Source organism: Pseudomonas migulae, from assembly GCF_024169315.1.
Classification (GTDB): Bacteria; Pseudomonadota; Gammaproteobacteria; order Pseudomonadales; family Pseudomonadaceae; genus Aquipseudomonas; species Aquipseudomonas migulae_B.
Genome location: NZ_JALJWR010000001.1, coordinates 5,996,600 through 6,019,599, shown reverse-complemented (window position 1 = coordinate 6,019,599; position 23,000 = coordinate 5,996,600). Strand labels below are relative to the sequence as shown.

Sequence of the window (23,000 nt, the reverse complement as noted above, 5' to 3'; positions counted from 1 at the left end):
ATGGTCTTTGAAATGAGCAGTGGAATGATCCGCGGCCTGGGCACGGTCGTGGTGTTCGTGGCTTTCGTCGGCCTGACGCTGTGGGTGTTCAACAGCAAGCGCAACCCGGAATTCGCTGAAGCGCGCCTGCTGCCGTTCGCCGACGAGTCACACCCCGATAGCACCCAAGAACCTGAAACAAGGAGTACCCGGTCATGACCACCTTCTGGAGTACGTGGATCTGCGTACTGACCATCGGCAGCCTGATCGGCCTGACCTGGCTGCTGATCGGCACCCGCAAGGGCGAAACCAAGGGCAGCGTCGACCAGACCATGGGCCACAGCTTCGACGGCATCGAGGAGTACGACAATCCGCTGCCGCAGTGGTGGTTCATGCTGTTCGCAGGCACGCTGGTGTTTGCCGTGGGTTACCTGGTGCTTTACCCGGGCCTGGGCAACTGGAAAGGCATCCTGCCGGGTTACGAGGACGGCTGGACCGGCGTGCACGAATGGGAACGGGAGATGAACAAGGCCGACGCGAAGTTCGGGCCGATCTTCGCCAAATTCGCCGCCATGCCACTGGAAGAAGTGGCCAAGGACCCGCAAGCGCTGAAAATGGGCGGCCGGCTGTTTGCGTCGAACTGCTCGGTGTGCCACGGCTCGGATGCCAAGGGCGCTTTCGGCTTCCCGAACCTGGCCGACAGCAACTGGCGCTGGGGCGGCGACGCCGAGATGATCAAGACCACGATCATGGGCGGGCGCATGGCAGCGATGCCGGCCTGGGGTGAAATCCTTGGTGATGCGGGCGTGAAAAACGCTGCTGCCTACGTACGTCACGAACTGGCGGGCCTGCCATTGCCGGCCGACAGCACCGCCGATCTGCAAGCCGGTCAGCAAGCGTTCAGTACGATGTGCGTAGCCTGTCATGGGGCGAACGGCAAAGGCACCGAAGCCATGGGCGCGCCGAATCTGACGCAACCGGCCGGGTTCATCTACGGTACAAGCCTGGCGCAACTGCAACAAACCATTCGCCATGGCCGCCAGGGCCATATGCCGGCGCAGAACGAACTGCTCGGCAACGATAAGGTGCAACTGCTGGCCGCTTATGTGTACAGCCTGTCTCATGGTCTGAATACAGAGCGTTTGCAGGCAGAAGGCAAAAGCGAATAATTCTTGACCGCTCTACTGCCGCATTCTTCCCGGATGCGGCAGTTCCCTGCCCCTTTGCGACCCATTGTCGCACCCTCCGTTAGTCCTCCTTTCGGTTCACCAGAATCGGGTCTAAGCTTGCTCCGATGCGGACTGGCATGAGCCGGTTCCAGGTCGACCCAACCCGATGTGTTCGTACGAATCTGCTCGATGACAGGCCGCAAAGGCTGGTAGATACCGGCTGTCGTGCCAATTGCCATCGGTCACTCGATCGTTGCGTTTGAACACACCCCGTTACAACTGACCTGACCCCCTCACCATTTTCGTTCGCTGCGACATTTTGTCCGAGGGCGATTTTGTCCTTACGCGGCGCATGGAAAGGCCGCAGAATCAGCTTTTGAAAGCATTGACCCAGGTCATGGCGCGTTGCAATGACCCCCTGCTTTCTCCATACTTGCGGCCGATTTTTACTCCTAATAAAACACCCAAACCGTGGAACCTTAGAATGAGCACAGCAATCAGTCCGACTGCTTATAACTATAAGGTAGTCCGCCAGTTCGCCATCATGACGGTGGTCTGGGGGATCCTTGGCATGGGGCTCGGTGTCTTCATCGCCTCGCAACTGGTCTGGCCGGAGTTGAACTTCGGTCTGGAATGGACGAGCTTTGGACGCCTGCGCCCGTTGCACACAAACCTGGTGATTTTTGCCTTCGGTGGTTGTGCACTGTTTGCCACTTCTTATTACGTCGTGCAGCGAACCTGCCAAACGCGACTGATTTCCGACAGCCTCGCGGCCTTCCACTTCTGGGGTTGGCAAGCGGTGATCATCGGCGCGATCGTTACCTTGCCGCTGGGTTACACCACCACCAAGGAATACGCGGAACTGGAATGGCCCCTGGCTATTCTGCTGGCCATTGTCTGGGTCACCTACGGTCTGGTGTTCTTCGGCACCATCGTCAAGCGCAAGACCAAGCACATCTATGTGGGTAACTGGTTCTACGGCGCGTTCATCGTCGTGACCGCGATGCTGCACATCGTCAACCACATGTCGCTGCCGGTCAGCCTGTTCAAGTCCTACTCCGCCTACTCGGGCGCGACGGACGCAATGATCCAGTGGTGGTACGGCCACAACGCGGTCGGTTTCTTCCTGACTACCGGCTTCCTGGGGATGATGTATTACTTCGTTCCGAAGCAGGCCGAGCGTCCGATCTACTCCTATCGCCTGTCGATCGTGCACTTCTGGGCGCTGATCACCCTGTACATCTGGGCCGGTCCGCACCACCTGCACTACACCGCACTGCCGGACTGGGCTCAGTCCCTGGGCATGGCGATGTCGATCATCCTGCTGGCTCCGAGCTGGGGCGGCATGATCAACGGCATGATGACTCTGTCGGGCGCCTGGCATAAGTTGCGCACCGACCCGATCCTGCGCTTCCTCGTGGTATCGCTGGCGTTCTACGGCATGTCGACCTTCGAAGGCCCGATGATGGCCATCAAGACCGTCAACTCGCTCTCGCACTACACCGACTGGACCATCGGCCACGTACACGCCGGTGCCTTGGGCTGGGTAGCGATGATCTCGATCGGCGCGATCTACCACATGATCCCGAAACTGTTCGGTCGCGCGCAGATGCACAGCATCGGCCTGATCAACACGCACTTCTGGCTCGCGACCATCGGTACCGTTCTGTACATCGCTTCGATGTGGGTCAACGGCATCACCCAGGGTCTGATGTGGCGTGCAATCAACGACGACGGCACCCTCACCTACTCGTTCGTCGAAGCACTGCAAGCCAGCCACCCTGGTTTCATCGTTCGCGCCCTGGGCGGTGCGTTCTTTGCCAGCGGCATGCTGTTCATGGCCTACAACGTATGGCGTACCGTACGTGCCTCGAACCCGGCAGAAGCCGAAGCTGCTGAACAGATTGCCGTAGTTGGAGCTCACTGATGAAGCATGAAGCAGTCGAGAAGAACATTGGCCTGCTGGCCTTCTTCATGGTTATCGCCGTCAGCGTCGGCGGCCTGACCCAGATCGTTCCGCTGTTTTTCCAGGACGTTACCAACAAGCCGGTCGAAGGCATGAAGCCCCGTACCGCCCTTGAACTGGAAGGCCGCGACATTTACATCGCCAACGGTTGTGTCGGCTGCCACTCGCAGATGATCCGCCCGTTCCGTGCTGAAACCGAACGTTACGGCCACTACTCGGTCGCCGGTGAAAGCGTCTGGGACCACCCGTTCCTGTGGGGTTCCAAGCGTACCGGTCCGGACCTGGCCCGTGTCGGCGGTCGTTACTCCGATGACTGGCAGCGTGCGCATTTGTACAACCCGCGCAACGTCGTGCCCGAGTCGAAAATGCCGGCCTACCCGTTCCTCGTGGAAAACAAGCTCGACGGCAAAGACACCGCCAAGAAAATGGAAGTCTTGCGTACGCTCGGCGTCCCTTACACCGACGAAGACATCGCCGGCGCCAAGGATGCTGTGAAGGGCAAAACCGAAATGGACGCGCTGGTGGCCTATCTGCAAGGCCTGGGCACCATCATCAAAAGCAAACGGTGATTTAGATGGATATCGGGATGATTCGTGGCCTGGGCACCGTTGTCGTGATGGTGGCCTTCATCGGTCTGGCGTTGTGGGTATTCAGCCCCAAGCGCAAGTCGGAGTTTGAAGACGCGACCTTGCTGCCTTTCGCGGATGATCCCGAAGCCATCAAGCACGTCGAGCAAGCTTCTAGGAGTAACAAAGAATGACTACGTTCTGGAGTCTGTACGTCACAGTCCTCAGTCTCGGCACCATCTTCGCCCTGACCTGGCTGCTGCTGTCCACCCGCAAGGGCCAGCGCAGCGAAGCCACCGAAGAGACGGTTGGCCACTCCTTCGACGGGATCGAGGAGTACGACAACCCGCTGCCGAAATGGTGGTTCATGCTGTTCGTGGGCACCATCATTTTCGCCCTGGGCTACCTGGTGCTGTACCCGGGCCTGGGCAACTGGAAAGGCCTGCTGCCGGGTTACAACTATCTGGATAACGAGAAGCAGACCGCGTTCGCCAACGGCCAGACCGGCTGGACCGGCGTTCACGAATGGGAAAAGGAAATGGCCAAGTCGGACGCCAAGTTCGGCCCGATCTTCGCCAAGTTCGCTTCCATGCCGATCGAAGAAGTCGCCAAGGACCCGCAAGCGCTGAAGATGGGTGGCCGCCTGTTCGCCTCCAACTGCTCGGTTTGCCACGGTTCCGACGCCAAGGGCGCTTACGGCTTCCCTAACCTGACCGACGCCGACTGGCGCTGGGGCGGTGAAGCGGAAACCATCAAGACCACCATCATGGGTGGCCGTCATGCGGTCATGCCGGCGTGGGCTGAAGTGATCGGCGAGCAAGGCGTGGCGGACGTTGCTGCGTTCGTCCTGACCAACCTCGATGGCCGCAAGCTGCCGGAAGGCACCAAGGCCGACCCGGCTGCCGGTCAGAAACTGTTCGCGGCCAACTGCGTGGCGTGCCACGGTCCGGCCGGCAAAGGTACGCCAGCGATGGGCGCACCTGACCTGACCCACCCGGCCGCGTTCATCTACGGTTCGAGCTTCGCTCAACTGCAGCAGACCATCCGTTACGGCCGTCAGGGCCAGATGCCTGCGCAAGAACAGCTGCAAGGCAACGACAAGGTTCACCTGCTGGCCGCTTACGTCTACAGCTTGTCTCACGGTGAGAAAGCTCCGGCGGAAGACGCCCAGTAAGGCAAACGCTTGAAGCAACAAAAAACGGCCCCGCCAATGTGAATTGGCGGGGCCGTTTTGTTTGCCGTGATTGACCTCTCCCCCTGCAAAACCGTCCATAATTCACAAGTCAATTGATTCAAGTCATTACACCGTTGATTGATTTCCACCAACGTGACCAAAGGTCGCACCCTTGAGTTAGAGCTACAGGCGTATCATTGCGCCACTGCAACACCTCTTTTTGACCGCGGTCGGCATGTACTGACCGAGGCATTTTTCCACTGCCGTGGGATGCAACCGATGAGCAACCAGATTCCGGTACACGACGTTACCCCGCCTGCCAAAAACGCGAACAACAGCGTCGACCTCTACGCCTCTCGAGAAAAGATCTACACCCGTGCCTTCACCGGCCTGTTCCGCAACCTGCGGATGATGGGCGGGGCCTTTTTGTTTCTGTTGTATTTCGGCACGGTGTGGCTGAACTGGGGCGGTCACCAGGCCGTCTGGTGGAACCTGCCGGAGCGCAAATTCTTTATTTTTGGCGCCACCTTCTGGCCCCAGGACTTCATCCTGCTCTCGGGCATTCTGATCGTCAGCGCCTTCGGCCTGTTTTTCATTACCGTGTACGCCGGTCGCGTCTGGTGCGGCTATACCTGCCCGCAGAGTGTGTGGACGTGGATTTTCATGTGGTGCGAAAAGGTCACCGAAGGCGACCGCAACCAGCGCATCAAGCTCGACAAGGCGCCGATGAGCGCCAACAAATTCCTGCGCAAATTCAGCAAGCATGCGATGTGGCTGTTGATCGGCTTCGTCACCGGCATGACCTTCGTCGGTTACTTCTCACCCATCCGCGAACTGACCATCGATTTCTTCACCGGCGAGGCCGATGGCTGGTCGTATTTCTGGGTCGGCTTCTTCACCCTCGCCACCTACGGCAACGCCGGCTGGTTGCGCGAGCAGGTGTGCATCTACATGTGCCCGTATGCGCGCTTCCAGAGCGTGATGTTCGACAAGGACACGCTGATCGTTTCCTACGACCCGCGTCGCGGTGAAAGCCGTGGCCCGCGCAAGAAAGGCATCGACTACAAGGCTCAGGGCCTGGGCGATTGCATCGACTGCACCATGTGCGTCCAGGTCTGCCCGACTGGCATCGACATCCGCGACGGCCTGCAAATCGAGTGCATCGGTTGCGCGGCCTGCATCGATGCTTGCGACAGCATCATGGACAAGATGGATTACCCGCGCGGCCTGATCAGCTACACCACCGAGCACAACCTGTCCGGGCAAAAAACCCATAAACTGCGCCCGCGCTTGCTCGGCTACGCGGCGGTGCTGCTGGCAATGATGGCGCTACTGGCCGGGGCGTTTTTCATGCGTTCGCTGGTAGGTTTCGACGTCAGCAAGGACCGCGTGCTGTACCGCGAGAACGCCGAAGGACGAATCGAAAACGTCTACAGCCTGAAGATCATGAACAAGGATCAGCGCGACCACACGTATGTGCTGGAAGCCGCCGGCCTGCCGGACCTGAAGCTGCAAGGCAAACGCGAGATCAAGGTCGCCGCAGGCGAGATCTTCAGCCAGCCGGTCGAACTGTCCATTGCCCCGGAAAAACTGCCATCGAGCACCAACGAGGTGAAATTCATCCTCAAGGACGCCGATGACGAAAGTATCCACGTTGAAGCCAAGAGCCGGTTCATCGGCCCACAAATTCGTTGAGAGAAGTGATCATGCCCGCAGCAAATGCCGCAAGTCCCTGGTACAAGCACCTTTGGCCGTGGATCATCATCGCCATCCTTGCCTGCTCGGTGACGCTGACCTTATCCATGGTGACGATCGCGGTGAACAACCCGGACAACCTGGTCAACGACAACTACTACGAGGCCGGTAAAGGCATCAACCGTTCCCTCGACCGTGAACTGCTGGCGCAGACCCTGCTCCTGCGCGCCAGCGTGCACCTGGATGACGTGACCGGCGAAGTCGACCTGCGCTTGAGCGGTAACAGTCAGCCGAAAACCCTGGAACTGAACCTGATCTCGCCGACCCAGCCCGAGAAGGATCGCAAGATCACCCTCGCTCGCAGTGAAACCGAACAAGGCCGCTACATCGGCCAGTTGAGCGACAAGGTCGATGGCCGTCGCTTTGTCGAACTGCTGGGCACTCAGGACGACCACATCTGGCGCATGTTCGAAGAAGAACTGGTCAGCCATGACAAGGACCTGCTGCTGGGTGACGAACCGCTGCAAGGCGCCGAAGACCTGAAAAAGTAAAAACCTGCGCTTCGCGCATCGCGGGCAAGCCCGCTCCCACAAGGTTTTGCATTGATCGCAAAATCGAGCAACACCGCCAGTCACTGTGGGAGCGGGCCGCGAAGAGGCCCTATCCGACGACAGAGACTCTGCTGCACCAGTGAAAATCCAATGACCACGCCAACCCCCTGCTACCACTGCGCCCTGCCCGTCCCGACCGGTAGCCGCTTCACCGCCGCCGTCCTCGGTGAAACCCGCGAGTTCTGCTGCCCGGGTTGCCAGGCTGTGGCCGAAGCGATTGTGGCGGGCGGGCTGGAAAGCTATTACCAGCATCGCAGCGAAGCCTCGGCCAACCCTGAAGCGTTGCCGGTGCAGTTGGTGGACGAATTGGCGCTGTACGACCGCGCCGACGTGCAAAAACCGTTCGTGCGCCACGACGGCGAGCTCGCCGAAACCACGCTGTTGATGGAAGGCATCAGTTGCGCGGCGTGTGGCTGGCTGATCGAAAAACACCTGCGCGGTTTGCCCGCGGTGGCGGAAGCTCGACTCAACCTGTCCAACCATCGCCTGCACGTGCGCTGGGCTGATGCACAGTTGCCGCTGAGCCAGGTGCTCAGCGAGTTACGCCACATCGGCTACGCCGCTCACCCCTATCAGGCCGACCGCGCCAGCGAACAACTGGCCAGCGAAAACCGCCTGGCCCTGCGCCAACTCGGCGTGGCTGGCCTGCTGTGGTTCCAGGCGATGATGGCGACCATGGCCACCTGGCCCGAATTCAACATCGACCTCAGCCCGGAGCTGCACACCATCCTGCGCTGGGTTGCGCTGTTCCTCACCACGCCGATCGTGTTCTACAGCTGTGCGCCGTTCTTCAAAGGTGCAATGCGTGACCTGCGCACCCGCCACCTGACCATGGACGTTTCGGTGTCGCTGGCGATCGGCAGTGCCTACATCGCCGGGATCTGGACTTCGATCACCGGGGTTGGCGAGCTGTATTTCGATGCCGTCGGCATGTTTGCGCTGTTCCTGCTCGCCGGGCGTTATCTGGAACGGCGCGCCCGGGAACGCACCGCTGCCGCCACGGCGCAACTCGTCAATCTGCTGCCCGCCTCATGCCTGCGGCTGAGTGCCGACGGCCAGAGCGAGCGCATCCTGCTCAGCGAACTGCGCATCGGCGATCAGGTGCTGGTGCATCCCGGCGCGATCCTCCCGGCCGACGGCAAGATCCTCGACGGTCAATCGAGCATCGACGAGTCGCTGTTGACCGGCGAATACCTGCCGCAACCGAGAACCCTCGGCGATGCCGTCACCGCTGGCACCCTGAACGTCGAAGGCGCGCTGACCGTGGAAGTCCTCGCCCTCGGCCACGACACCCGACTGTCCGCTATCGTTCGCCTGCTGGACCGCGCCCAGGCCGAAAAGCCACGACTGGCGGAAATCGCCGACCGTGCCGCGCAATGGTTCCTGCTGCTGACACTCATCGCATCCGCCTGCATTGGCCTGCTGTGGTGGGAACTGGATTCATCGCGAGCCTTCTGGATTGTCCTGGCGATGCTCGTCGCGACCTGCCCGTGCGCCTTGTCCCTCGCCACACCGACCGCCCTCACCGCCGCTACTGGCACGCTGCACAAACTCGGGCTTCTACTGACCCGCGGCCATGTGCTGGAAGGCCTGAACCAGATCGACACGGTGATCTTCGACAAGACCGGCACACTGACCGAAGGACGCCTGACCTTGCGTTCGATCCGCCCCCTCGGCGCACTCGACAGCGATCAGTGCCTGGGCCTGGCCGCCGCCCTCGAAAACCGTTCCGAGCACCCGATCGCCCGTGCATTCGGCCGCGCACCACTGGCCGCCGATGAAGTCCACAGCACGCCAGGGCTGGGACTTGAAGGTGTGGTCGGTGAGCAGCGCCTGCGCATCGGTCAACCGGGTTTTGTCTGTGAACTCAGTGACGCCGCCGTACCGTTGATGCCCGATGAAGCCGGTCAGTGGCTGTTGCTCGGCGACAGTCAGGGGCCGCTGGCGTGGTTCGTCCTCGATGACCGCTTACGCACCGATGCGCCCGCGTTACTCGACGCCTGCAAGGCGCGCGGCTGGCGGACATTGCTGCTGTCGGGTGACACCTCGCCGATGGTCGCCAGCGTCGCCGCCGAACTGGGGATAGACGAAGCCCGAGGTGGCTTGCGTCCGGACGACAAATTGCAGGTCCTGCAACAGCTGCACAAAGAAGGTCGCAAGGTGTTGATGCTCGGTGACGGGGTCAACGATGTACCGGTACTGGCGGCCGCCGACATCAGCGTCGCCATGGGTTCGGCCACCGATCTGGCGAAAACCAGTGCCGATGCCGTGCTGCTGTCGAACCGTCTCGACGCGTTGGTGCAGGCCTTCAGCCTCGCCCGGCGCACCCGTCGGGTAATCATCGAGAACCTGCTGTGGGCCGGGCTGTACAATGGCCTCATGTTGCCGTTCGCTGCCCTCGGCTGGATCACGCCGGTGTGGGCCGCGGTCGGCATGTCGATCAGTTCGTTGACCGTGGTGCTGAACGCCCTGCGCCTGACTCGCCTGCCGAGCACGCCGGCCACCAGCGCCACGCCAGAAACCCGCCCGCTGCCGGCCTGAGCCGCGCGGGCATGGAGCCTTCCCATGCCAGCTCTCTACGTGATGATCCCGGCCGCGCTGCTGATCGTGGCCATCGCGGTGTACATTTTCTTCTGGGCGGTCGACAGCGGTCAGTACGATGACCTCGACGGCCCGGCCCACAGCATCCTGTTCGACGACCAGGACCCGAATCACACCGCGGCGGTCGATGAGGCCGGTGGCCATCCGGTCAAACCGGACGACAAGGCGCCCCCGCATGTTTGAGCTGGCGCCACTGCTGGTGTCTGCGGTGATCCTCGGCCTGCTCGGCGGCGGTCATTGCCTGGGCATGTGCGGCGGCTTGATGGGCGCGTTGACCCTGGCGATTCCCAAGGAACAACGCAGTCGACGCTTTCGATTGCTGCTGGCCTACAACCTCGGGCGAATTCTCAGCTACGCCACCGCCGGCCTGCTGATCGGCCTGGCGGGCTGGGCGGTGGCTAACAGCCCGGCGGCGATGTTCATGCGCATCCTCGCCGGATTGCTGCTGATTGCCATGGGGCTTTATCTCGCCGGCTGGTGGAGCGGACTGACCCGCATCGAGAGCCTCGGGCGCGGTCTGTGGCGGCATATCCAGCCAGTCGCGAACAAACTGCTGCCGGTGTCGAGCCTTCCCCGCGCCCTGTTGCTCGGCGCGCTCTGGGGCTGGCTGCCCTGCGGGCTGGTTTACAGCACGCTGCTGTGGTCGGCGAGCCAGGGCAATGCGCTCGATAGTGCGTTGCTGATGCTCGCGTTCGGCCTCGGCACCTGGCCGGTGTTGCTCGCCACCGGGCTGGCGGCCGAGCGCGTCACGGCGCTCTTGCGCAAGCGGTATGTGCGGATGACGGGAGGGTTGCTGGTGATGTTGTTTGGCATCTGGACCTTGCCGGGGCCGCATCAGCATTGGCTGATGGGGCATTAGATCGGCGGCGCGGTCTTCGCGGGCAAGCCTCGCTCCTACAGAAGTTCGTGATCCCCTGTAGGAGCGAGGCTTGCCCGCGAAGAGGCCCGCACCGACAACACAAATCCTGACCCTTGATGCAAATCAAGACGCCCCAACGCCGCACCCCATAGACTTGCCCACACTGCCAGCCTATCCGGGGGAACGCCCGCATGATGCTCGACGCCATTCGTTGGGATACCGATCTGATCCGCCGCTATGACCTGGCGGGACCGCGCTACACCTCCTACCCGACTGCCGTGCAGTTCGACGGTCATGTCGGCACCTTCGACCTGTTTCATGCGCTGCGGGAAAGCCGCAAGGCCTTGCGTCCGTTATCGCTCTACGTGCACGTGCCGTTCTGCGCGAACATTTGCTACTACTGCGCCTGCAACAAAGTCATCACCAAGGACCGCGGCCGTGCCCTGCCCTACCTGCAACGCCTGGAGCAGGAAATCCAGCTGATCGCCTGTCACCTCGACCCGGCGCAGAAGGTCGAGCAACTGCACTTCGGCGGCGGCACGCCAACCTTTCTCAGCCATGACGAATTGCGCCAGCTCATGGCCCAGTTGCGCAAAAGCTTCAATCTGCTGGACGACGATAGCGGCGACTACGGCATCGAGATCGACCCGCGCGAAGCCGACTGGTCGACCATGGGCCTGCTCCGCGAGCTGGGTTTCAATCGCGTCAGCATCGGTTTGCAGGATCTCGACCCGGCCGTGCAACGGGCGGTGAATCGCCTGCAAAGCCTGGAAGAAACCCGGGCAGTGATCGACGCTGCACGAACCCTGCAATTCCGTTCGATCAACATTGACCTGATCTATGGCCTGCCCAGACAGACACCGGACAATTTCGCCCGTACCGTCGAAGAAGTGATCAACCTGCAACCGGACCGGTTGTCGGTGTTCAACTACGCGCACTTGCCGGAGCGCTTCATGCCGCAACGGCGAATCAACAGCGACGAGTTGCCAACCCCGGCGCAGAAACTGGAGATGCTCCAGCGCACCATCGAACAACTGACCGCCGCCGGCTATCGCTACATCGGCATGGACCACTTCGCCCTGCCCGACGATGAACTGGCGATTGCCCAGGAAGAATCAACCCTGCAACGCAACTTCCAGGGCTACACCACCCACGGTCATTGCGATCTGATCGGGCTGGGCGTCTCGGCCATCAGCCAGATCGGCGACCTGTACTGCCAGAACAGCAGCGACCTGAACCAGTACCAGAACGCCCTGGCCTCCACGCAACTGGCGACCAACCGCGGCCTGCTGTGCAACGCCGATGACCGCGTGCGGCGGGCAGTGATTCAGCAGTTGATTTGCAGCTTCAACGTTGAATTCGCCGAGATCGAGCAGGCGTTCAACATAGATTTTCGCGGTTACTTCGGCGAGTTGTGGCCGCAGTTGCAGGGTATGGCCGAGGACGGATTGATTGAACTGAACAATGACCGGATCAACGTACTGCCCGCCGGACGATTGCTGGTGCGTTCGGTGTGCATGGTGTTCGATGCCTACCTGGATCAACAGAACCGCCAGCGGTTCTCGCGAGTGATCTGACCTTCATCGTCAATTCACCGCGATGTGACAAAACGGCACAGCGCTGGCCTGATTGTCTCCCCGTGAGTTACCCTTACGTCTTATGTGTGTTTTCCCACAAGGATTTAAGAAATGTCCGAGCCAGTAAAGCTGCGCGCTCATAGCCAGGCCCATTGCAAGGATTGCAGCCTGGCCCCCCTCTGCCTGCCACTTTCTCTGAATCTGGAAGACATGGAAGCGCTGGACGAGATCGTTAAACGTGGCCGCCCGTTGAAAAAGGGCGAATTCCTGTTCCGCCAGGGCGACGTTTTCGATTCCGTTTATGCAGTACGCTCGGGCGCCCTGAAAACCTTCAGCCTCAGCGATGGCGGTGAGGAACAGCTCACCGGCTTCCATTTGCCGAGTGAACTGGTCGGGCTGTCGGGCATGGACACGGAAAAACATCCGGTCTCGGCGCAGGCTCTGGAAACCACCTCGGTCTGTGAAATCCCGTTCGAACGCCTCGACGAACTGGCGCTGCAACTGCCGCAATTGCGCCGTCAGCTGATGCGCGTGATGAGCCGCGAAATCCGCGATGATCAACAGATGATGTTGCTGCTGTCGAAAAAAACCGCCGACGAGCGCATTGCCACCTTCCTGGTCAACCTGTCGGCACGCTTCCGCGCTCGCGGTTTCTCGGCCAATCAGTTCCGCCTGAGCATGTCGCGCAACGAAATCGGCAACTACCTGGGTCTGGCGGTGGAAACCGTGTCACGGGTGTTTACGCGCTTCCAGCAGAACGAGCTGATCGCCGCCGAAGGCAAGGAAATCCACATCCTCGACCCGATCCAGCTCTGCGCCCTGGCCGGCGGCTCGATCGAAGGCTGATTCCGGCGATGGCGGCTGAGCGAAACGGTTCAGCCGCCGTTATACTGCGACGTTTGCAGCCTGCCAGGACACCTCGACGATGGCCTTCGACTCCTTCGACATCAAATCCCTGATCCGCCCTGTGATCGACTTCCCGAAACCGGGCGTCATCTTTCGCGACATCACCCCGCTCTTCCAGTCGCCCAAGGCCCTGCGCCTGGTGATGGACAGCTTTGCCCACCGTTACGTCGAAGCCGACTTCACCCATATCGGCGCCATGGATGCCCGTGGTTTCCTGATCGGTTCGGTGCTGGCCTATCAGCTGAACAAGCCACTGGTGCTGTTTCGCAAGCAAGGCAAACTGCCGGCCGACGTGCTCGCCGAGGGTTATGCGACCGAGTATGGCGAAGCCTTCCTGGAAGTGCACGCCGACAGTCTTTGCGACGGCGACTCGGTGGTGATGTTCGATGATTTGATCGCGACTGGCGGCACGCTGATTGCGGCGGCGAATCTGATTCGGCGCATGGGCGCGCGGGTGCATGAAGCGGCGGCGATCATTGATCTGCCGGAGTTGGGTGGGTCGCAGCGGCTGGAAGACATGGGGATTCCTACTTTCTGCCTGACGCAGTTTGCGTTGAGCGATCAGTAAGCAGCGTCTGCATTGACGCCTTCGCGAGCAAGCCCGCTCCCACATTTTAATCTCCGGCGTACACCAGTCTTGTATCCGGCAGGGATCAAATGTGGGAGCGGGCTTGCTCGCGAAGGCGTCAGCCGCTTCACCGCCGATTAAAGCCCCATCTGCTTGCTGATAATCTCGTTCATCACTTCCCGCGTCCCGCCACCGATCGACAAGATGCGATTATCGCGGTACAGCCGCTCCACCAGACTCTCGCGCATATAGCCCAGGCCACCGAGAATTTGCACCGCATCGTTCGTAATCCGATCCGCCGTGTCCGTCGCAAAATTCTTCGCCATGGAAATCTCCTTGATCACGCTCTGCCCGGCGGCCATTTTCGCCGCCTGCCGGTAAGTGAACTCCCGTGACACTTCCAGCGCCGTCGCCATTTCCGCAAGGCGATGCTTGAGCACCTGAAACTTGCCGATGGGTTTGCCGAACGCCTCGCGCTGACGAGCCCACTTCAGGCTTTCTTCCAGCGCCAGTTGCGCGGTCATGTTGGCCATCAGCGCCAAGGCCAGGCGTTCACTCTGGAAGTTGCCCATGATGCAGGCAAAGCCCATGTTCTCGGCGCCGATCAGATGGCCTACGGGTACACGGCAATCGTCGAAGAACAATTCGGCCGTGTCCGACGCCCACCAGCCCATTTTCTTCAATTGGCGGCCTACGGTGAAACCCGGCGTGCCCTTCTCGACCAACAGCAGGCTGATACCGCCGAAACCCGGTTCGCCGGTGCGCACCGCGACGGTGTAGTAATCCGCGCGCACGCCACTGGTTATAAAGGTTTTGCTGCCACTGACCCGGTAGACGTCGCCCTCGCGCACGGCACGGGTTTGCAGGTTGGCCACATCGGAGCCGCCACTGGGCTCGGTCACGGCCAGGGCGCTGATCTTCTCACCGCTCAGCACGGACGGCACGACACGATCTCGAACGTCGGGCCTGGCCCATTTGAGGATCGGCGGCAATCCGATGTCCAGCGAGCCGAGCCCCGCCACCAATCCGCCGGAGCCGCAGCGCATCAACTCTTCGCTGGCGGCGATTTTGGCGAACAGATCACCTTCGTGGCTGCCTCCCAGGGCTTCGGGGTAACCGATCCCAAGAATTCCCGCCGCACCGGCCTTGAGGTAAAGCTCGCGGGGAAAGCTTTCGGCCTCTTCCCACTGGTCGATATCCGGAAGAATCTCGCGCTCGACGAAACGTCTGACGCTGTCACGGACCAATTGGTGGCTGGGGTCGAAGTATTCCTGAAAGGCAGGCATCGGCGAACTCCACTGAGGGGTTCAGCGAAGTTAACCGAGCGCTTGCTTGGTTTTCAACAGGATTGTGTGAATCAGATGAACCGAGGCGCCTGCATCGCGGGCTTGCCCGCGATGGCATCAGTTGTGACACCCCATAACTTCAGAGGGCAATCGGTTTACGCCCGGCAAACGAATGCGCCAACGTCCCGCCATCCACCAGCTCCAGCTCGCCACCCAACGGCACGCCATGGGCAATGCGCGAAGCGATCAGGCCTTTGTTGCTGAGCAACTGGGCGATGTAGTGCGCCGTGGCTTCACCTTCGACCGTCGGGTTGGTCGCAAGAATGACTTCAGTAAACGTGCCCGCCTCTTCGATCCGTGCCAGCAACTGCGGAATCCCGATGGCTTCCGGTCCGAGTCCGTCCAGTGGCGACAGGTGCCCCTTGAGCACGAAGTAGCGCCCCCGGAAACCGGTCTGCTCCACCGCGTAGACATCCATCGGTCCTTCAACCACACACAGCAACGTGTCGTCGCGACGGGTATCGGCGCATTGCGGGCACAGGTCATCTTCGGTCAGCGTGCGGCACAATCGGCAGTGGCCTACTCCTTCCATGGCCTGGCTCAACGCCGACGCCAGGCGCGAGCCACCGCTGCGATCACGTTCGAGCAGCTGCAATGCCATGCGCTGGGCAGTTTTCTGACCCACACCTGGCAAAATTCGCAGGGCATCGATCAGTTGGCGAATCAAAGGGCTGAAGCTCATGGGGAAACGTCCGACAAAACAACGAGACGCGGTTTATACCCGCGCCTCGAATGAGCGTCAATTATTCAGTCCTGAGCGACCCGCACCACCAGTTTGCCGAAGTTGCGTCCTTCCAGCAGACCGATGAACGCCTCGGGTGCATTCTCCAGACCATCGACCACGTCTTCCCGGAACTTCACCTTGCCGTCGCGCACCCACGGTGCCATGGCGCTGACAAACTCCGGCTGACGATCACCGTAGTCATCAAACACGATGAAACCCTGGATGCGCACACGCTTGGTCAACAACGTGCGCTGCAATTGCGGCAGGCGATCCGGGCCGGTGGGGGCTTCGTGTGCGTTGTACGACGCGATCAAACCGCAGAGCGGAATACGGGCCTTGGGATTGAGCAACGGCACCACCGCGTCGAATACCTTGCCACCGACGTTCTCGTAGTAGATGTCGATGCCCTGGGGACACGCCAGCGCCAGTTCCTCGGCGAAATTCGGGCTTTTGTGATCGATGCAGGCATCGAAGCCCAACTCATCGACCACATAACGGCACTTGTCCGCGCCGCCCGCCACACCGACCACCCGCAGGCCCTTGATTTTCGCCACCTGGCCGACCACCGAACCCACGGCGCCGGACGCCGCAGCGACGACCAGGGTTTCGCCGGACTGCGGTTGGCCGATGTCCATCAGGCCCATGTAGGCGGTCATCCCGGGCATGCCGAGCACGCCCAGTGCCATCGACGGGCTCGGCAACCCGGACGGCACCGGAATGATGTTGCGACCGTCGCTGATGCTGTGGCTCTGCCACCCGGTGGCACCCACGACCAGATCACCTTCATGAAACTTGGGATTCATCGAACGCTCGACCCGGCTGACAGCGCCACCGGTCATCACCTCGTCGATTTCTACCGGCGCCGCGTAGGACGGAGCGTCGCTCATGCGCCCGCGCATGTAAGGGTCCAGTGACAGGTAAAGGGTCTTGAGCAGTACCTGACCGTCGGCCAGGTCCGGCAGCGCTTCCCTTTCCAGGCGGAAATTCTCTGGCGTCGGCGCGCCAACCGGGCGGGACGCCAGGACGATACGTTGGTTGAGGGTCAATGCTTCAGGCATGTGAGCGTCTCCTTTGATCGATGAATTCGGCGGTATAGGGGAGCAGACCGTTGTGGCGGTGTCGCGTTCGATGTTTCTGTCCGGGACCGCGTCGACTTCTTCGCGGGCAAGCCTCGCTCCTACAGGGGATCACATTCTCTGTAGGAACGAGGCTTGCCCGCGAAAGCGGCCTCACAGGCACTTCATCTCCACCAGACAGAAACAAAAATGCCAGGCGCAATGCCTGGCATTTTTTTGTAGCTCATCCGACGCGCTTTGGCGAATCAGAATGGCAGCTTCATGCCCGGTGGCAATTGCATGCCAGCGGTCATGCCGGACATTTTGTCCTGGCTGTTGGCTTCGATCTTGCGCACGGCGTCGTTGACGGCGGCGGCGACAACCGCTTCGAGCATCTCTTTGTCGTCTTCGCTCAGACCTTCGACCAGGCTTGGGTCAATAGTCACGCTTTTAACGTCGTGACGACCGGTCATCACCACGGTGACCATATCGCCACCGGCCTTGCCGGTGACTTCAGCGTTGGCCAGTTCTTCCTGCATCTTGGCCATTTTTTCCTGCATCTGCTGTGCCTGCTTCATCAGGCCGGCCATGCCACCTTTCATCATGGGAATCACCTCAAAGTACTTGGATAAAAACAGCGCCCGGCCCGTGCGGCCGAACGCCTTCAGTTATTAGCCCTGACTGACCAGGGCTTCGACAGGTTCAATAGTATCGTTACGGACCACCGCACCGAACTGCTGCATCATTTGCTGGATGAACGGATCACCGTGGATCGACTCCTCCGCCTCGCGCTGACGGTTTGCGCGGCGCCGGAATGAGGCCTGGGCCGGGGTTTCCTGCTCAGGCTTGATCAGCTCCATGCTCAGGGTCAACGTGCGCCCGTGAAACTGGTTCAACGCATCGTTTAGACGACGCTGCTGGGTCGCGTTGAACAAGGCGCTGTGGGCCGGGTCCAGGTGCATCAGCCAATGGTCGCCCTCGACGGAGATCAGCGTGCAGTTGGCGGCGATGCTGCCGGTCATGCCGGAAATCGGCAGTTTCGGGAACAGCTCCAGCCATTGCAGGGCCAGCCCTGTGGCGGGCATGGCGGCCGGTTCAGGCTCGGGCTCCGGCGCTGGCTCGGCGGTATGTTCGCTGGCCAGTTCGTCAAGGTAACTGTAGGACGAATCCATGTCCGGCTCGATGTAATCCTCATCCAGCGGCGGCTCGTCGTCGGGGTCGATGCCCGGTGTCGCGGCGTCGACGTCGGCTACGGACGGTTCCGGGATGGGCGCAGCGGCCCATTCCGGCGCGTCCGGCACAACGCTGTCAGGCGTCGGCAACGGCATCGGCGGCAATTCGGGTTGTTCACTGGCGGTTTCCAGCACCGGCTCGACGGCTGGCTGCTGGACGACTTCAGGCTCTACCGGGTCGTTCCACGGCAGATCGACGACAACTTCAACCGCGACGGGCTCGGGCACGACAACCGGTTCAGGCACGACAACGGGCGCGACCGGCTCAGGCACGGGTGCGGGAACTGGAGCAACAACCGCAGCGACGGGTGCAACTGCCGCAGCGACTACCGGCGCAACAACCGGCGCGGCAGCCACTGAATTTGCGGAATCAACTGTGGCCTGGCTGATCCCCACTGGCTTTAGCGGTTGCCTCGGGGCGTCTTCAGTGTCTGCGGGGCGGAACGCCAGCATTCGCAGCAGGACCATTTCAAAGCCACCACGCGGATCCGGCGCCAGCGGCAGATCGCGGCGGCCGATCAGGCCCATCTGGTAGTAGAACTGCACGTCTTCGGCCGGCAAGGCCTGGGCCAGCGCCAAAACCCGGTCACGGTCGCCGTGGCCGTTGTCGACGCCTTCAGGCAAGGCCTGGGCGATGGCGACACGGTGCAGCACGTTAAGAATTTCCGAGAGCACGCCGTTCCAGTCCGGGCCTTGTTCGGCCAGATGACGCACGGCTTCGAGCAACGCCTTGGCGTCACCTTCGATCAGCGCATGCAGAACGTCATAAACCTGGCCGTGATCCAGCGTCCCGAGCATGGCCCGCACGTCGGCGGCCATGACTTTGCCTTCACCGAAGGCAATCGCCTGATCGGTCAGGCTCATGGCGTCGCGCATCGAACCATCGGCGGCGCGGCCCAGCAGCCACAGCGCGTCGTCTTCGAACGGCACGTTCTCGACGCCCAGCACGTGGGTCAAATGCTCGACCACACGTTCCGGGGTCATGTTCTTCAACGAGAACTGCAGGCACCGCGAAAGAATAGTTGCAGGAAGTTTCTGCGGGTCAGTCGTCGCCAGAATGAATTTAACGTAGGGCGGCGGCTCTTCGAGGGTTTTCAGCAGCGCATTGAAGGAATGGCTGGAGAGCATGTGCACTTCGTCGATCAGGTAGACCTTGAAGCGCCCGCGACTCGGCGCGTACTGCACGTTGTCGAGCAGTTCGCGGGTGTCCTCGACCTTGGTCCGGCTCGCGGCGTCGATCTCGATCAGGTCGACGAAGCGGCCTTCATCGATCTCACGGCACACCGAACACTCGCCACAGGGCGTCGAAGTGATACCTGTTTCACAGTTCAGGCATTTGGCGATGATCCGCGCGATGGTGGTCTTGCCGACCCCGCGCGTCCCGGTAAACAGGTAGGCGTGGTGCAGCCGCTGGCTGTCCAAGGCATTGATCAGAGCCTTGAGCACATGGGTCTGGCCGACCATTTCGCGGAACGAGCGCGGACGCCATTTACGTGCAAGAACCTGATAACTCATCGAAAACCGTCGCCACGAAGGAACACAAGCGGCTAATGCTAGCGGAGCAAGGCCAAAATTGCATCCGGCGCGCTCGTCTAATCTGGCTAAGATGCACTTTGGGGCTTTTATCGGCTCGGGTTTCATCAGTACCGGAGCGTTTATGCGGCTGGCCTTGGGGGCACTGCTGTTGATGAGTCTGAGCGTCGCGGCTGCCGAAGCGCCGTTGCGCTTCGTGGTGCCCGACAGTTGGGCGATGCCGATGGTGCAACTGGAGCGCGGCCGGCCAACCCAGGGCATCCTGCATGACGTGATGGTCAGCCTCGCCACCCAGGTCGGCGTTCCGGCCGAATTTCACGTATTGCCCCGGGCGCGGGTGCAAGCCGCGATGGAACACGGCGAGGTCGATGTCCGCTGCTATGCCTCGCAGTCGTGGCTGCCGAATCAGTCCGGGGACTACCTCTGGAGCATTCCGCTCTGGACTCAGCCCGACCTGCTGATCAGCCGGCGACAACCGGAAATCGCGATTAACCCGGAAAACCTGCCGCGACAAGCCATCGGTACGGTGGCCGGTTACAGCTACCCGACCCTGCAACCGCTGTTCGACGCCAGCCGCCTGCTGCGCGAAGACGCGCGCAACCAGGACCAGGTGCTGGACAAGCTTCTGGCGGGACGTTATCGCTACGCCGTGAGCAATCAGTGGACGCTGGACTGGTTCAATCAACGCTTGCTGCCTGAGGGGCAACTGCAAGGCGTGGCGGTGTTGCAGGAGCAGAGTGTCGGCTGCTATGTGCGCAACGATCCGAAAGTGCCGGTGCAGCGAATTCTGCGTACGCTGCTGAGGATGAAAATGTCCGGGGAGATCGATGACATTATCCGGCTTTATGTCGGGAAACCGTAAACCTGTGGGAGCGGGCTTGCTCGCGAAGGCGTCTTGACAGTCAACATTGATGTTGAATGTTAAGACGCCTTCGCGAGCAAGCCCGCTCCCACACTTGATCTTCATATACCCGACAAACAAGGTCAGGCTGTTTGATCGAGCTCCCGCCATTGCCGCGGCACGACAAACCCTTCGACCCAGCCCGGCACCTCCTCCGCCGGCATCGGTTGGGCGATGAAATAGCCTTGGGCAACGTCGCACCCCAGCTGCAACAGCAGCTCGCCGTGCTCGATGCTTTCCAGTCCCTCGGCGATCACCTGTCGGCCAAACGCTCGGGCCAGGCCGATGACTGCCGTGGTCAGGGCCAGGTCATCGTGATCATGCAGTATGTCGCGGATAAACGACTTGTCGATCTTGATGGTCTGGGTGCGCAAGCGCTTCAGATAACTCAGCGAAGAATACCCGGTGCCAAAGTCGCCCAATGAAAACTGCACCCCGAGTGCCTGACAGGCCTGCAGGCAGGCGCTGACATGCTGGATGTTCTCGATGGCCACCGACTCGACGATTTCCAGGTCGAGCATCTGCGGCGCGACCCGGGCGTGCCGGGCAAGCACCTGCCTGAGGCGGTCGACGAAATCCGCCCGCTGAAAATGCCGGGCGGCAATGTTGACGCTGATCGGCCAAACCTGCCCCGCTTGCTGCCAACGGTCCAACTGCAACAACACCTGATCCATCACCCATTCACCGATGTCGATGATCAGGTCCGTTTCCTCCACCAGCGGCAGAAACTCCCGGGCCGGCACCGTGCCGTTTTGCGGGTGCTCCCAGCGCAACAGCGCCTCGAAGCCGACGACAACACCGTGACGCATATTGACCTTGGGCTGGAAATACAGGCGCAACTCACCGGCGACCAGCGCCTGACGTACCCGCTCGACGGTCTGGTGAGTGGCCTTGACCTCCCGATCCCGGAACACATCGAACAAATGAAAACGATTGCGCCCGCTCTGTTTGGCCACGTACATGGCCTGATCGGCGTGACGCAACAAGGTTTCGGCGTCTTCGCTGTCGTGGGGAAACAGCGTGACGCCGATGCTGGCATAGACATTCAGCGCCTTGCCCTGCAACTCGTACGGCGCGGAAATCGCCCCTAACACCCGGTTCAGTGCCGCGCGCAGTTCCGGCACATCCCGCACATAACGCAACACCAGCACGAACTCGTCACCGGCCAGCCGCGCCACCACGTCCTCACCGCGAACGATGTCGCGCAGACGCTTGGCCACCTCCACCAAAAGAAGATCGCCACTGGCATGCCCGTAGCCGTCGTTGACCGCCTTGAAGCCGTCGAGGTCGAGCATGCACACCGCCAGCGGAATACTTTCCTCACGGGAAAAGGCCAGTGCCTGATCCAGCAGATCCGAGAGAAACGCGCGGTTGGGCAGTCCGGTCAGCACGTCATGGCCGACCCGCCATTGCAAGGAGTGCAGCAATTGGCGTTTTTCGCTGATGTCGAATCGAATCGCCAGGTAACGGTGAATCCGCCCGGTGGCGTCATCCAGCACCGGCACCAGGGTGCTTTCGACCCAATACAGACGGCCATCCTTGGCGCGATTGCAGATCTCGCCCTTCCAGACATTGCCCAACGCGATGGTGCGCCACATCCCGGCGAAGAAATCGGCGGAGTGCAGGCCGGAGTTGAGCAGGCGATGGTTCTGCCCGAGCAGTTCGTCGCGGCTGTAGCCGGACACGGCGCAAAACTGATCATTGACGTAGGTAATCCGGCCGGTCAGATCGGTCTCGGAAAAAATCGCGGCGGCATCAACGGCCCTGCGGTATTTCTCATCCATGAGTCACGCTCACTGTCGCTAGCGGTGGTACCGCTCGACCAGCGCACAATGCCCGGAAGAGATGTTTTGAATCGTACTGCGCAGAGCCACGTGATCACTCCATTTACAGCGATTGATGGCCCATTGGCAGCCGAAGATCAACTAGGCTCAAAAGACCCTGGTAAAAGGCAGCAACAACGATTTCGGTAACATTTTGCAAGGCTCCAGGGCCGATTCAGCACCCCGCACACTGTTCGGGGAGCGCAATGCTGGCTCTTCCATATCAGCCTGACTTCCGAAAACGGATCACCGAATATCCCTTTGGATCGGCGATTCTACGAAATGCATCACATTTTGCAAAGCAAGGTGATGGATCATGCGGTTGTCTAATGCAAAAATCTATCGTTAAGTTCTTGATTCTAAATGGGAATTGAGCGATGCAAATTTCAAGTTTGGGTTCAGCCATCCGGCGTTACCGCAAGGTCGCGGGGCTTACTCAGGCTGAACTTGGCGAAAAAACCGGTTTTGACCCCAAAACCATCAGTCGCTTTGAAACCGGCACCTACACCCCCAGCGTGGAAGCTCTGTTCCTGCTTGCCGATGTGCTGGGCGTGAAGCTGAAAGCCTTTTTCGCCGATTTGGGCGACGAAGATGAACAGCGGGCGTACCTGTTCGCAGTCATACATAAAGCCACCCCAAAGGATCTGGGAAAGCTGATTGCAGCGGTTGACCAGGCCTTGTCCAAGCCTTAGTGGCGGAAATGAAAAAAAGGAGG

The 23,000-nt window shown here is 60.8% G+C and carries 22 protein-coding genes; 16 read left to right on the top strand and 6 right to left on the bottom strand.

All coding sequences use genetic code 11. The annotated features are described in order from the left end of the window. The 14 genes from J2Y86_RS27685 to J2Y86_RS27620 all read left to right on the top strand — a co-directional run bounded on the left by J2Y86_RS27685 (position 1) and on the right by J2Y86_RS27620 (position 13,671). Positions 1-198, top strand: a complete 198-nt coding sequence (locus J2Y86_RS27685; protein WP_253439052.1) for a cbb3-type cytochrome oxidase subunit 3 — start codon at positions 1-3, stop codon at positions 196-198. Continuing rightward, positions 195-1,148, top strand: coding sequence for a cytochrome-c oxidase, cbb3-type subunit III (ccoP, locus tag J2Y86_RS27680; protein WP_253439050.1), 954 nt, complete (start codon positions 195-197; stop codon positions 1,146-1,148). The genes J2Y86_RS27685 and ccoP (J2Y86_RS27680) overlap by 4 nt, the downstream gene beginning before the upstream one ends. Positions 1,149-1,632: 484 nt before the next feature. Beyond that, on the top strand, positions 1,633-3,075 hold the full coding sequence (ccoN, locus tag J2Y86_RS27675; protein ID WP_253439048.1) for a cytochrome-c oxidase, cbb3-type subunit I: 1,443 nt from the start codon (positions 1,633-1,635) through the stop codon (positions 3,073-3,075). Then, entirely contained in the window at positions 3,075-3,683 is a 609-nt protein-coding gene (gene ccoO / locus J2Y86_RS27670) for a cytochrome-c oxidase, cbb3-type subunit II (RefSeq protein WP_010456412.1), read from the top strand. The genes ccoN and ccoO overlap by 1 nt, the downstream gene beginning before the upstream one ends. A gap of 5 nt (positions 3,684-3,688) precedes the next feature. Continuing rightward, complete coding sequence (locus tag J2Y86_RS27665; RefSeq protein ID WP_003175465.1) at positions 3,689-3,874, top strand: CcoQ/FixQ family Cbb3-type cytochrome c oxidase assembly chaperone; 186 nt, start codon at positions 3,689-3,691, stop codon at positions 3,872-3,874. Beyond that, positions 3,871-4,854: a cytochrome-c oxidase, cbb3-type subunit III gene (gene ccoP, locus J2Y86_RS27660; RefSeq protein WP_253439045.1), complete on the top strand. Its 984-nt coding sequence runs from the start codon at positions 3,871-3,873 to the stop codon at positions 4,852-4,854. Before J2Y86_RS27665 ends, ccoP (J2Y86_RS27660) begins: the two co-directional genes overlap by 4 nt. Before the next feature lie 279 nt (positions 4,855-5,133). After that, positions 5,134-6,549 (top strand): cytochrome c oxidase accessory protein CcoG, encoded by a 1,416-nt coding sequence (gene ccoG, locus J2Y86_RS27655; RefSeq protein WP_253439042.1) that lies wholly within the window; start codon positions 5,134-5,136, stop codon positions 6,547-6,549. Between the two features lie 11 nt (positions 6,550-6,560). Continuing rightward, a complete protein-coding gene (locus tag J2Y86_RS27650; protein ID WP_214381930.1) occupies positions 6,561-7,100 on the top strand; it encodes a FixH family protein in 540 nt (179 codons plus the stop codon). Positions 7,101-7,250: 150 nt separating this feature from the next. Then, a complete protein-coding gene (locus J2Y86_RS27645; RefSeq protein ID WP_253439039.1) occupies positions 7,251-9,701 on the top strand; it encodes a heavy metal translocating P-type ATPase in 2,451 nt (816 codons plus the stop codon). A gap of 24 nt (positions 9,702-9,725) precedes the next feature. After that, positions 9,726-9,944, top strand: a complete 219-nt coding sequence (ccoS, locus tag J2Y86_RS27640; protein ID WP_253439034.1) for a cbb3-type cytochrome oxidase assembly protein CcoS — start codon at positions 9,726-9,728, stop codon at positions 9,942-9,944. After that, a complete protein-coding gene (locus tag J2Y86_RS27635; RefSeq protein ID WP_253439031.1) occupies positions 9,937-10,620 on the top strand; it encodes a sulfite exporter TauE/SafE family protein in 684 nt (227 codons plus the stop codon). The genes ccoS and J2Y86_RS27635 overlap by 8 nt, the downstream gene beginning before the upstream one ends. Positions 10,621-10,814: 194 nt before the next feature. After that, a complete protein-coding gene (hemN, locus tag J2Y86_RS27630; RefSeq protein ID WP_253440465.1) occupies positions 10,815-12,197 on the top strand; it encodes an oxygen-independent coproporphyrinogen III oxidase in 1,383 nt (460 codons plus the stop codon). 111 nt (positions 12,198-12,308) lie between these two features. Then, entirely contained in the window at positions 12,309-13,043 is a 735-nt protein-coding gene (gene fnr, locus J2Y86_RS27625) for a fumarate/nitrate reduction transcriptional regulator Fnr (protein WP_253439028.1), read from the top strand. A gap of 79 nt (positions 13,044-13,122) precedes the next feature. Continuing rightward, positions 13,123-13,671: an adenine phosphoribosyltransferase gene (locus J2Y86_RS27620; RefSeq protein WP_253439026.1), complete on the top strand. Its 549-nt coding sequence runs from the start codon at positions 13,123-13,125 to the stop codon at positions 13,669-13,671. Positions 13,672-13,808: 137 nt separating this feature from the next. Here J2Y86_RS27620 and J2Y86_RS27615 read toward each other — a convergent pair whose 3' ends face one another. From J2Y86_RS27615 to dnaX, 5 genes are all read right to left on the bottom strand, one after another. After that, positions 13,809-14,957, bottom strand: coding sequence for an acyl-CoA dehydrogenase family protein (locus J2Y86_RS27615; protein WP_253439023.1), 1,149 nt, complete (start codon positions 14,955-14,957; stop codon positions 13,809-13,811). Positions 14,958-15,096: 139 nt separating this feature from the next. Continuing rightward, positions 15,097-15,699 (bottom strand): recombination mediator RecR, encoded by a 603-nt coding sequence (gene recR / locus J2Y86_RS27610; protein ID WP_214381918.1) that lies wholly within the window; start codon positions 15,697-15,699, stop codon positions 15,097-15,099. A 65-nt stretch (positions 15,700-15,764) separates the two neighbouring features. Next, on the bottom strand, positions 15,765-16,799 hold the full coding sequence (locus J2Y86_RS27605; protein ID WP_253439020.1) for an NADP-dependent oxidoreductase: 1,035 nt from the start codon (positions 16,797-16,799) through the stop codon (positions 15,765-15,767). 263 nt (positions 16,800-17,062) lie between these two features. Further along, positions 17,063-17,401, bottom strand: coding sequence for a YbaB/EbfC family nucleoid-associated protein (locus J2Y86_RS27600; protein WP_150770955.1), 339 nt, complete (start codon positions 17,399-17,401; stop codon positions 17,063-17,065). 66 nt (positions 17,402-17,467) lie between these two features. Further along, complete coding sequence (dnaX, locus tag J2Y86_RS27595; RefSeq protein ID WP_253439018.1) at positions 17,468-19,543, bottom strand: DNA polymerase III subunit gamma/tau; 2,076 nt, start codon at positions 19,541-19,543, stop codon at positions 17,468-17,470. A gap of 142 nt (positions 19,544-19,685) precedes the next feature. Between dnaX and J2Y86_RS27590 the strand changes: the two genes are divergently transcribed. Further along, positions 19,686-20,423 (top strand): substrate-binding periplasmic protein, encoded by a 738-nt coding sequence (locus J2Y86_RS27590; protein ID WP_253439015.1) that lies wholly within the window; start codon positions 19,686-19,688, stop codon positions 20,421-20,423. A gap of 122 nt (positions 20,424-20,545) precedes the next feature. Here the strand turns inward: J2Y86_RS27590 and J2Y86_RS27585 are convergent, their stop codons facing one another. Further along, the gene (locus J2Y86_RS27585) at positions 20,546-22,246 is read right to left on the bottom strand and encodes a putative bifunctional diguanylate cyclase/phosphodiesterase (RefSeq protein WP_253439012.1); all 1,701 of its coding nucleotides are present in this window, start codon (positions 22,244-22,246) and stop codon (positions 20,546-20,548) included. 416 nt (positions 22,247-22,662) lie between these two features. On the opposite strand from J2Y86_RS27585, the gene J2Y86_RS27580 reads away from it, so the two are divergent. Beyond that, positions 22,663-22,977 carry a helix-turn-helix domain-containing protein gene (locus tag J2Y86_RS27580; protein ID WP_253439009.1) on the top strand — a complete coding sequence of 105 codons (315 nt, stop codon included), beginning with the start codon at positions 22,663-22,665 and terminating at the stop codon, positions 22,975-22,977. Positions 22,978-23,000 lie beyond the last annotated feature (23 nt).

What these genes read in the sequence shown, in the direction of transcription:
- J2Y86_RS27615 (WP_253439023.1), bottom strand. Translation starts at nt 14,957, where the DNA reads ATGCCTGCCTTTCAGGAATACTTCGACCCCAGCCACCAATTGGTCCGT.
- ccoP (WP_253439050.1), top strand. Translation starts at nt 195, where the DNA reads ATGACCACCTTCTGGAGTACGTGGATCTGCGTACTGACCATCGGCAGC.
- dnaX (WP_253439018.1), bottom strand. Translation starts at nt 19,543, where the DNA reads ATGAGTTATCAGGTTCTTGCACGTAAATGGCGTCCGCGCTCGTTCCGC.
- J2Y86_RS27600 (WP_150770955.1), bottom strand. Translation starts at nt 17,401, where the DNA reads ATGATGAAAGGTGGCATGGCCGGCCTGATGAAGCAGGCACAGCAGATG.
- J2Y86_RS27635 (WP_253439031.1), top strand. Translation starts at nt 9,937, where the DNA reads ATGTTTGAGCTGGCGCCACTGCTGGTGTCTGCGGTGATCCTCGGCCTG.
- J2Y86_RS27580 (WP_253439009.1), top strand. Translation starts at nt 22,663, where the DNA reads ATGCAAATTTCAAGTTTGGGTTCAGCCATCCGGCGTTACCGCAAGGTC.
- J2Y86_RS27685 (WP_253439052.1), top strand. Translation starts at nt 1, where the DNA reads ATGGTCTTTGAAATGAGCAGTGGAATGATCCGCGGCCTGGGCACGGTC.
- ccoS (WP_253439034.1), top strand. Translation starts at nt 9,726, where the DNA reads ATGCCAGCTCTCTACGTGATGATCCCGGCCGCGCTGCTGATCGTGGCC.
- ccoO (WP_010456412.1), top strand. Translation starts at nt 3,075, where the DNA reads ATGAAGCATGAAGCAGTCGAGAAGAACATTGGCCTGCTGGCCTTCTTC.
- J2Y86_RS27665 (WP_003175465.1), top strand. Translation starts at nt 3,689, where the DNA reads ATGGATATCGGGATGATTCGTGGCCTGGGCACCGTTGTCGTGATGGTG.
- hemN (WP_253440465.1), top strand. Translation starts at nt 10,815, where the DNA reads ATGCTCGACGCCATTCGTTGGGATACCGATCTGATCCGCCGCTATGAC.
- recR (WP_214381918.1), bottom strand. Translation starts at nt 15,699, where the DNA reads ATGAGCTTCAGCCCTTTGATTCGCCAACTGATCGATGCCCTGCGAATT.
- J2Y86_RS27590 (WP_253439015.1), top strand. Translation starts at nt 19,686, where the DNA reads ATGCGGCTGGCCTTGGGGGCACTGCTGTTGATGAGTCTGAGCGTCGCG.
- ccoG (WP_253439042.1), top strand. Translation starts at nt 5,134, where the DNA reads ATGAGCAACCAGATTCCGGTACACGACGTTACCCCGCCTGCCAAAAAC.
- fnr (WP_253439028.1), top strand. Translation starts at nt 12,309, where the DNA reads ATGTCCGAGCCAGTAAAGCTGCGCGCTCATAGCCAGGCCCATTGCAAG.
- J2Y86_RS27620 (WP_253439026.1), top strand. Translation starts at nt 13,123, where the DNA reads ATGGCCTTCGACTCCTTCGACATCAAATCCCTGATCCGCCCTGTGATC.
- ccoP (WP_253439045.1), top strand. Translation starts at nt 3,871, where the DNA reads ATGACTACGTTCTGGAGTCTGTACGTCACAGTCCTCAGTCTCGGCACC.
- J2Y86_RS27585 (WP_253439012.1), bottom strand. Translation starts at nt 22,246, where the DNA reads ATGGATGAGAAATACCGCAGGGCCGTTGATGCCGCCGCGATTTTTTCC.
- J2Y86_RS27605 (WP_253439020.1), bottom strand. Translation starts at nt 16,799, where the DNA reads ATGCCTGAAGCATTGACCCTCAACCAACGTATCGTCCTGGCGTCCCGC.
- J2Y86_RS27650 (WP_214381930.1), top strand. Translation starts at nt 6,561, where the DNA reads ATGCCCGCAGCAAATGCCGCAAGTCCCTGGTACAAGCACCTTTGGCCG.
- J2Y86_RS27645 (WP_253439039.1), top strand. Translation starts at nt 7,251, where the DNA reads ATGACCACGCCAACCCCCTGCTACCACTGCGCCCTGCCCGTCCCGACC.
- ccoN (WP_253439048.1), top strand. Translation starts at nt 1,633, where the DNA reads ATGAGCACAGCAATCAGTCCGACTGCTTATAACTATAAGGTAGTCCGC.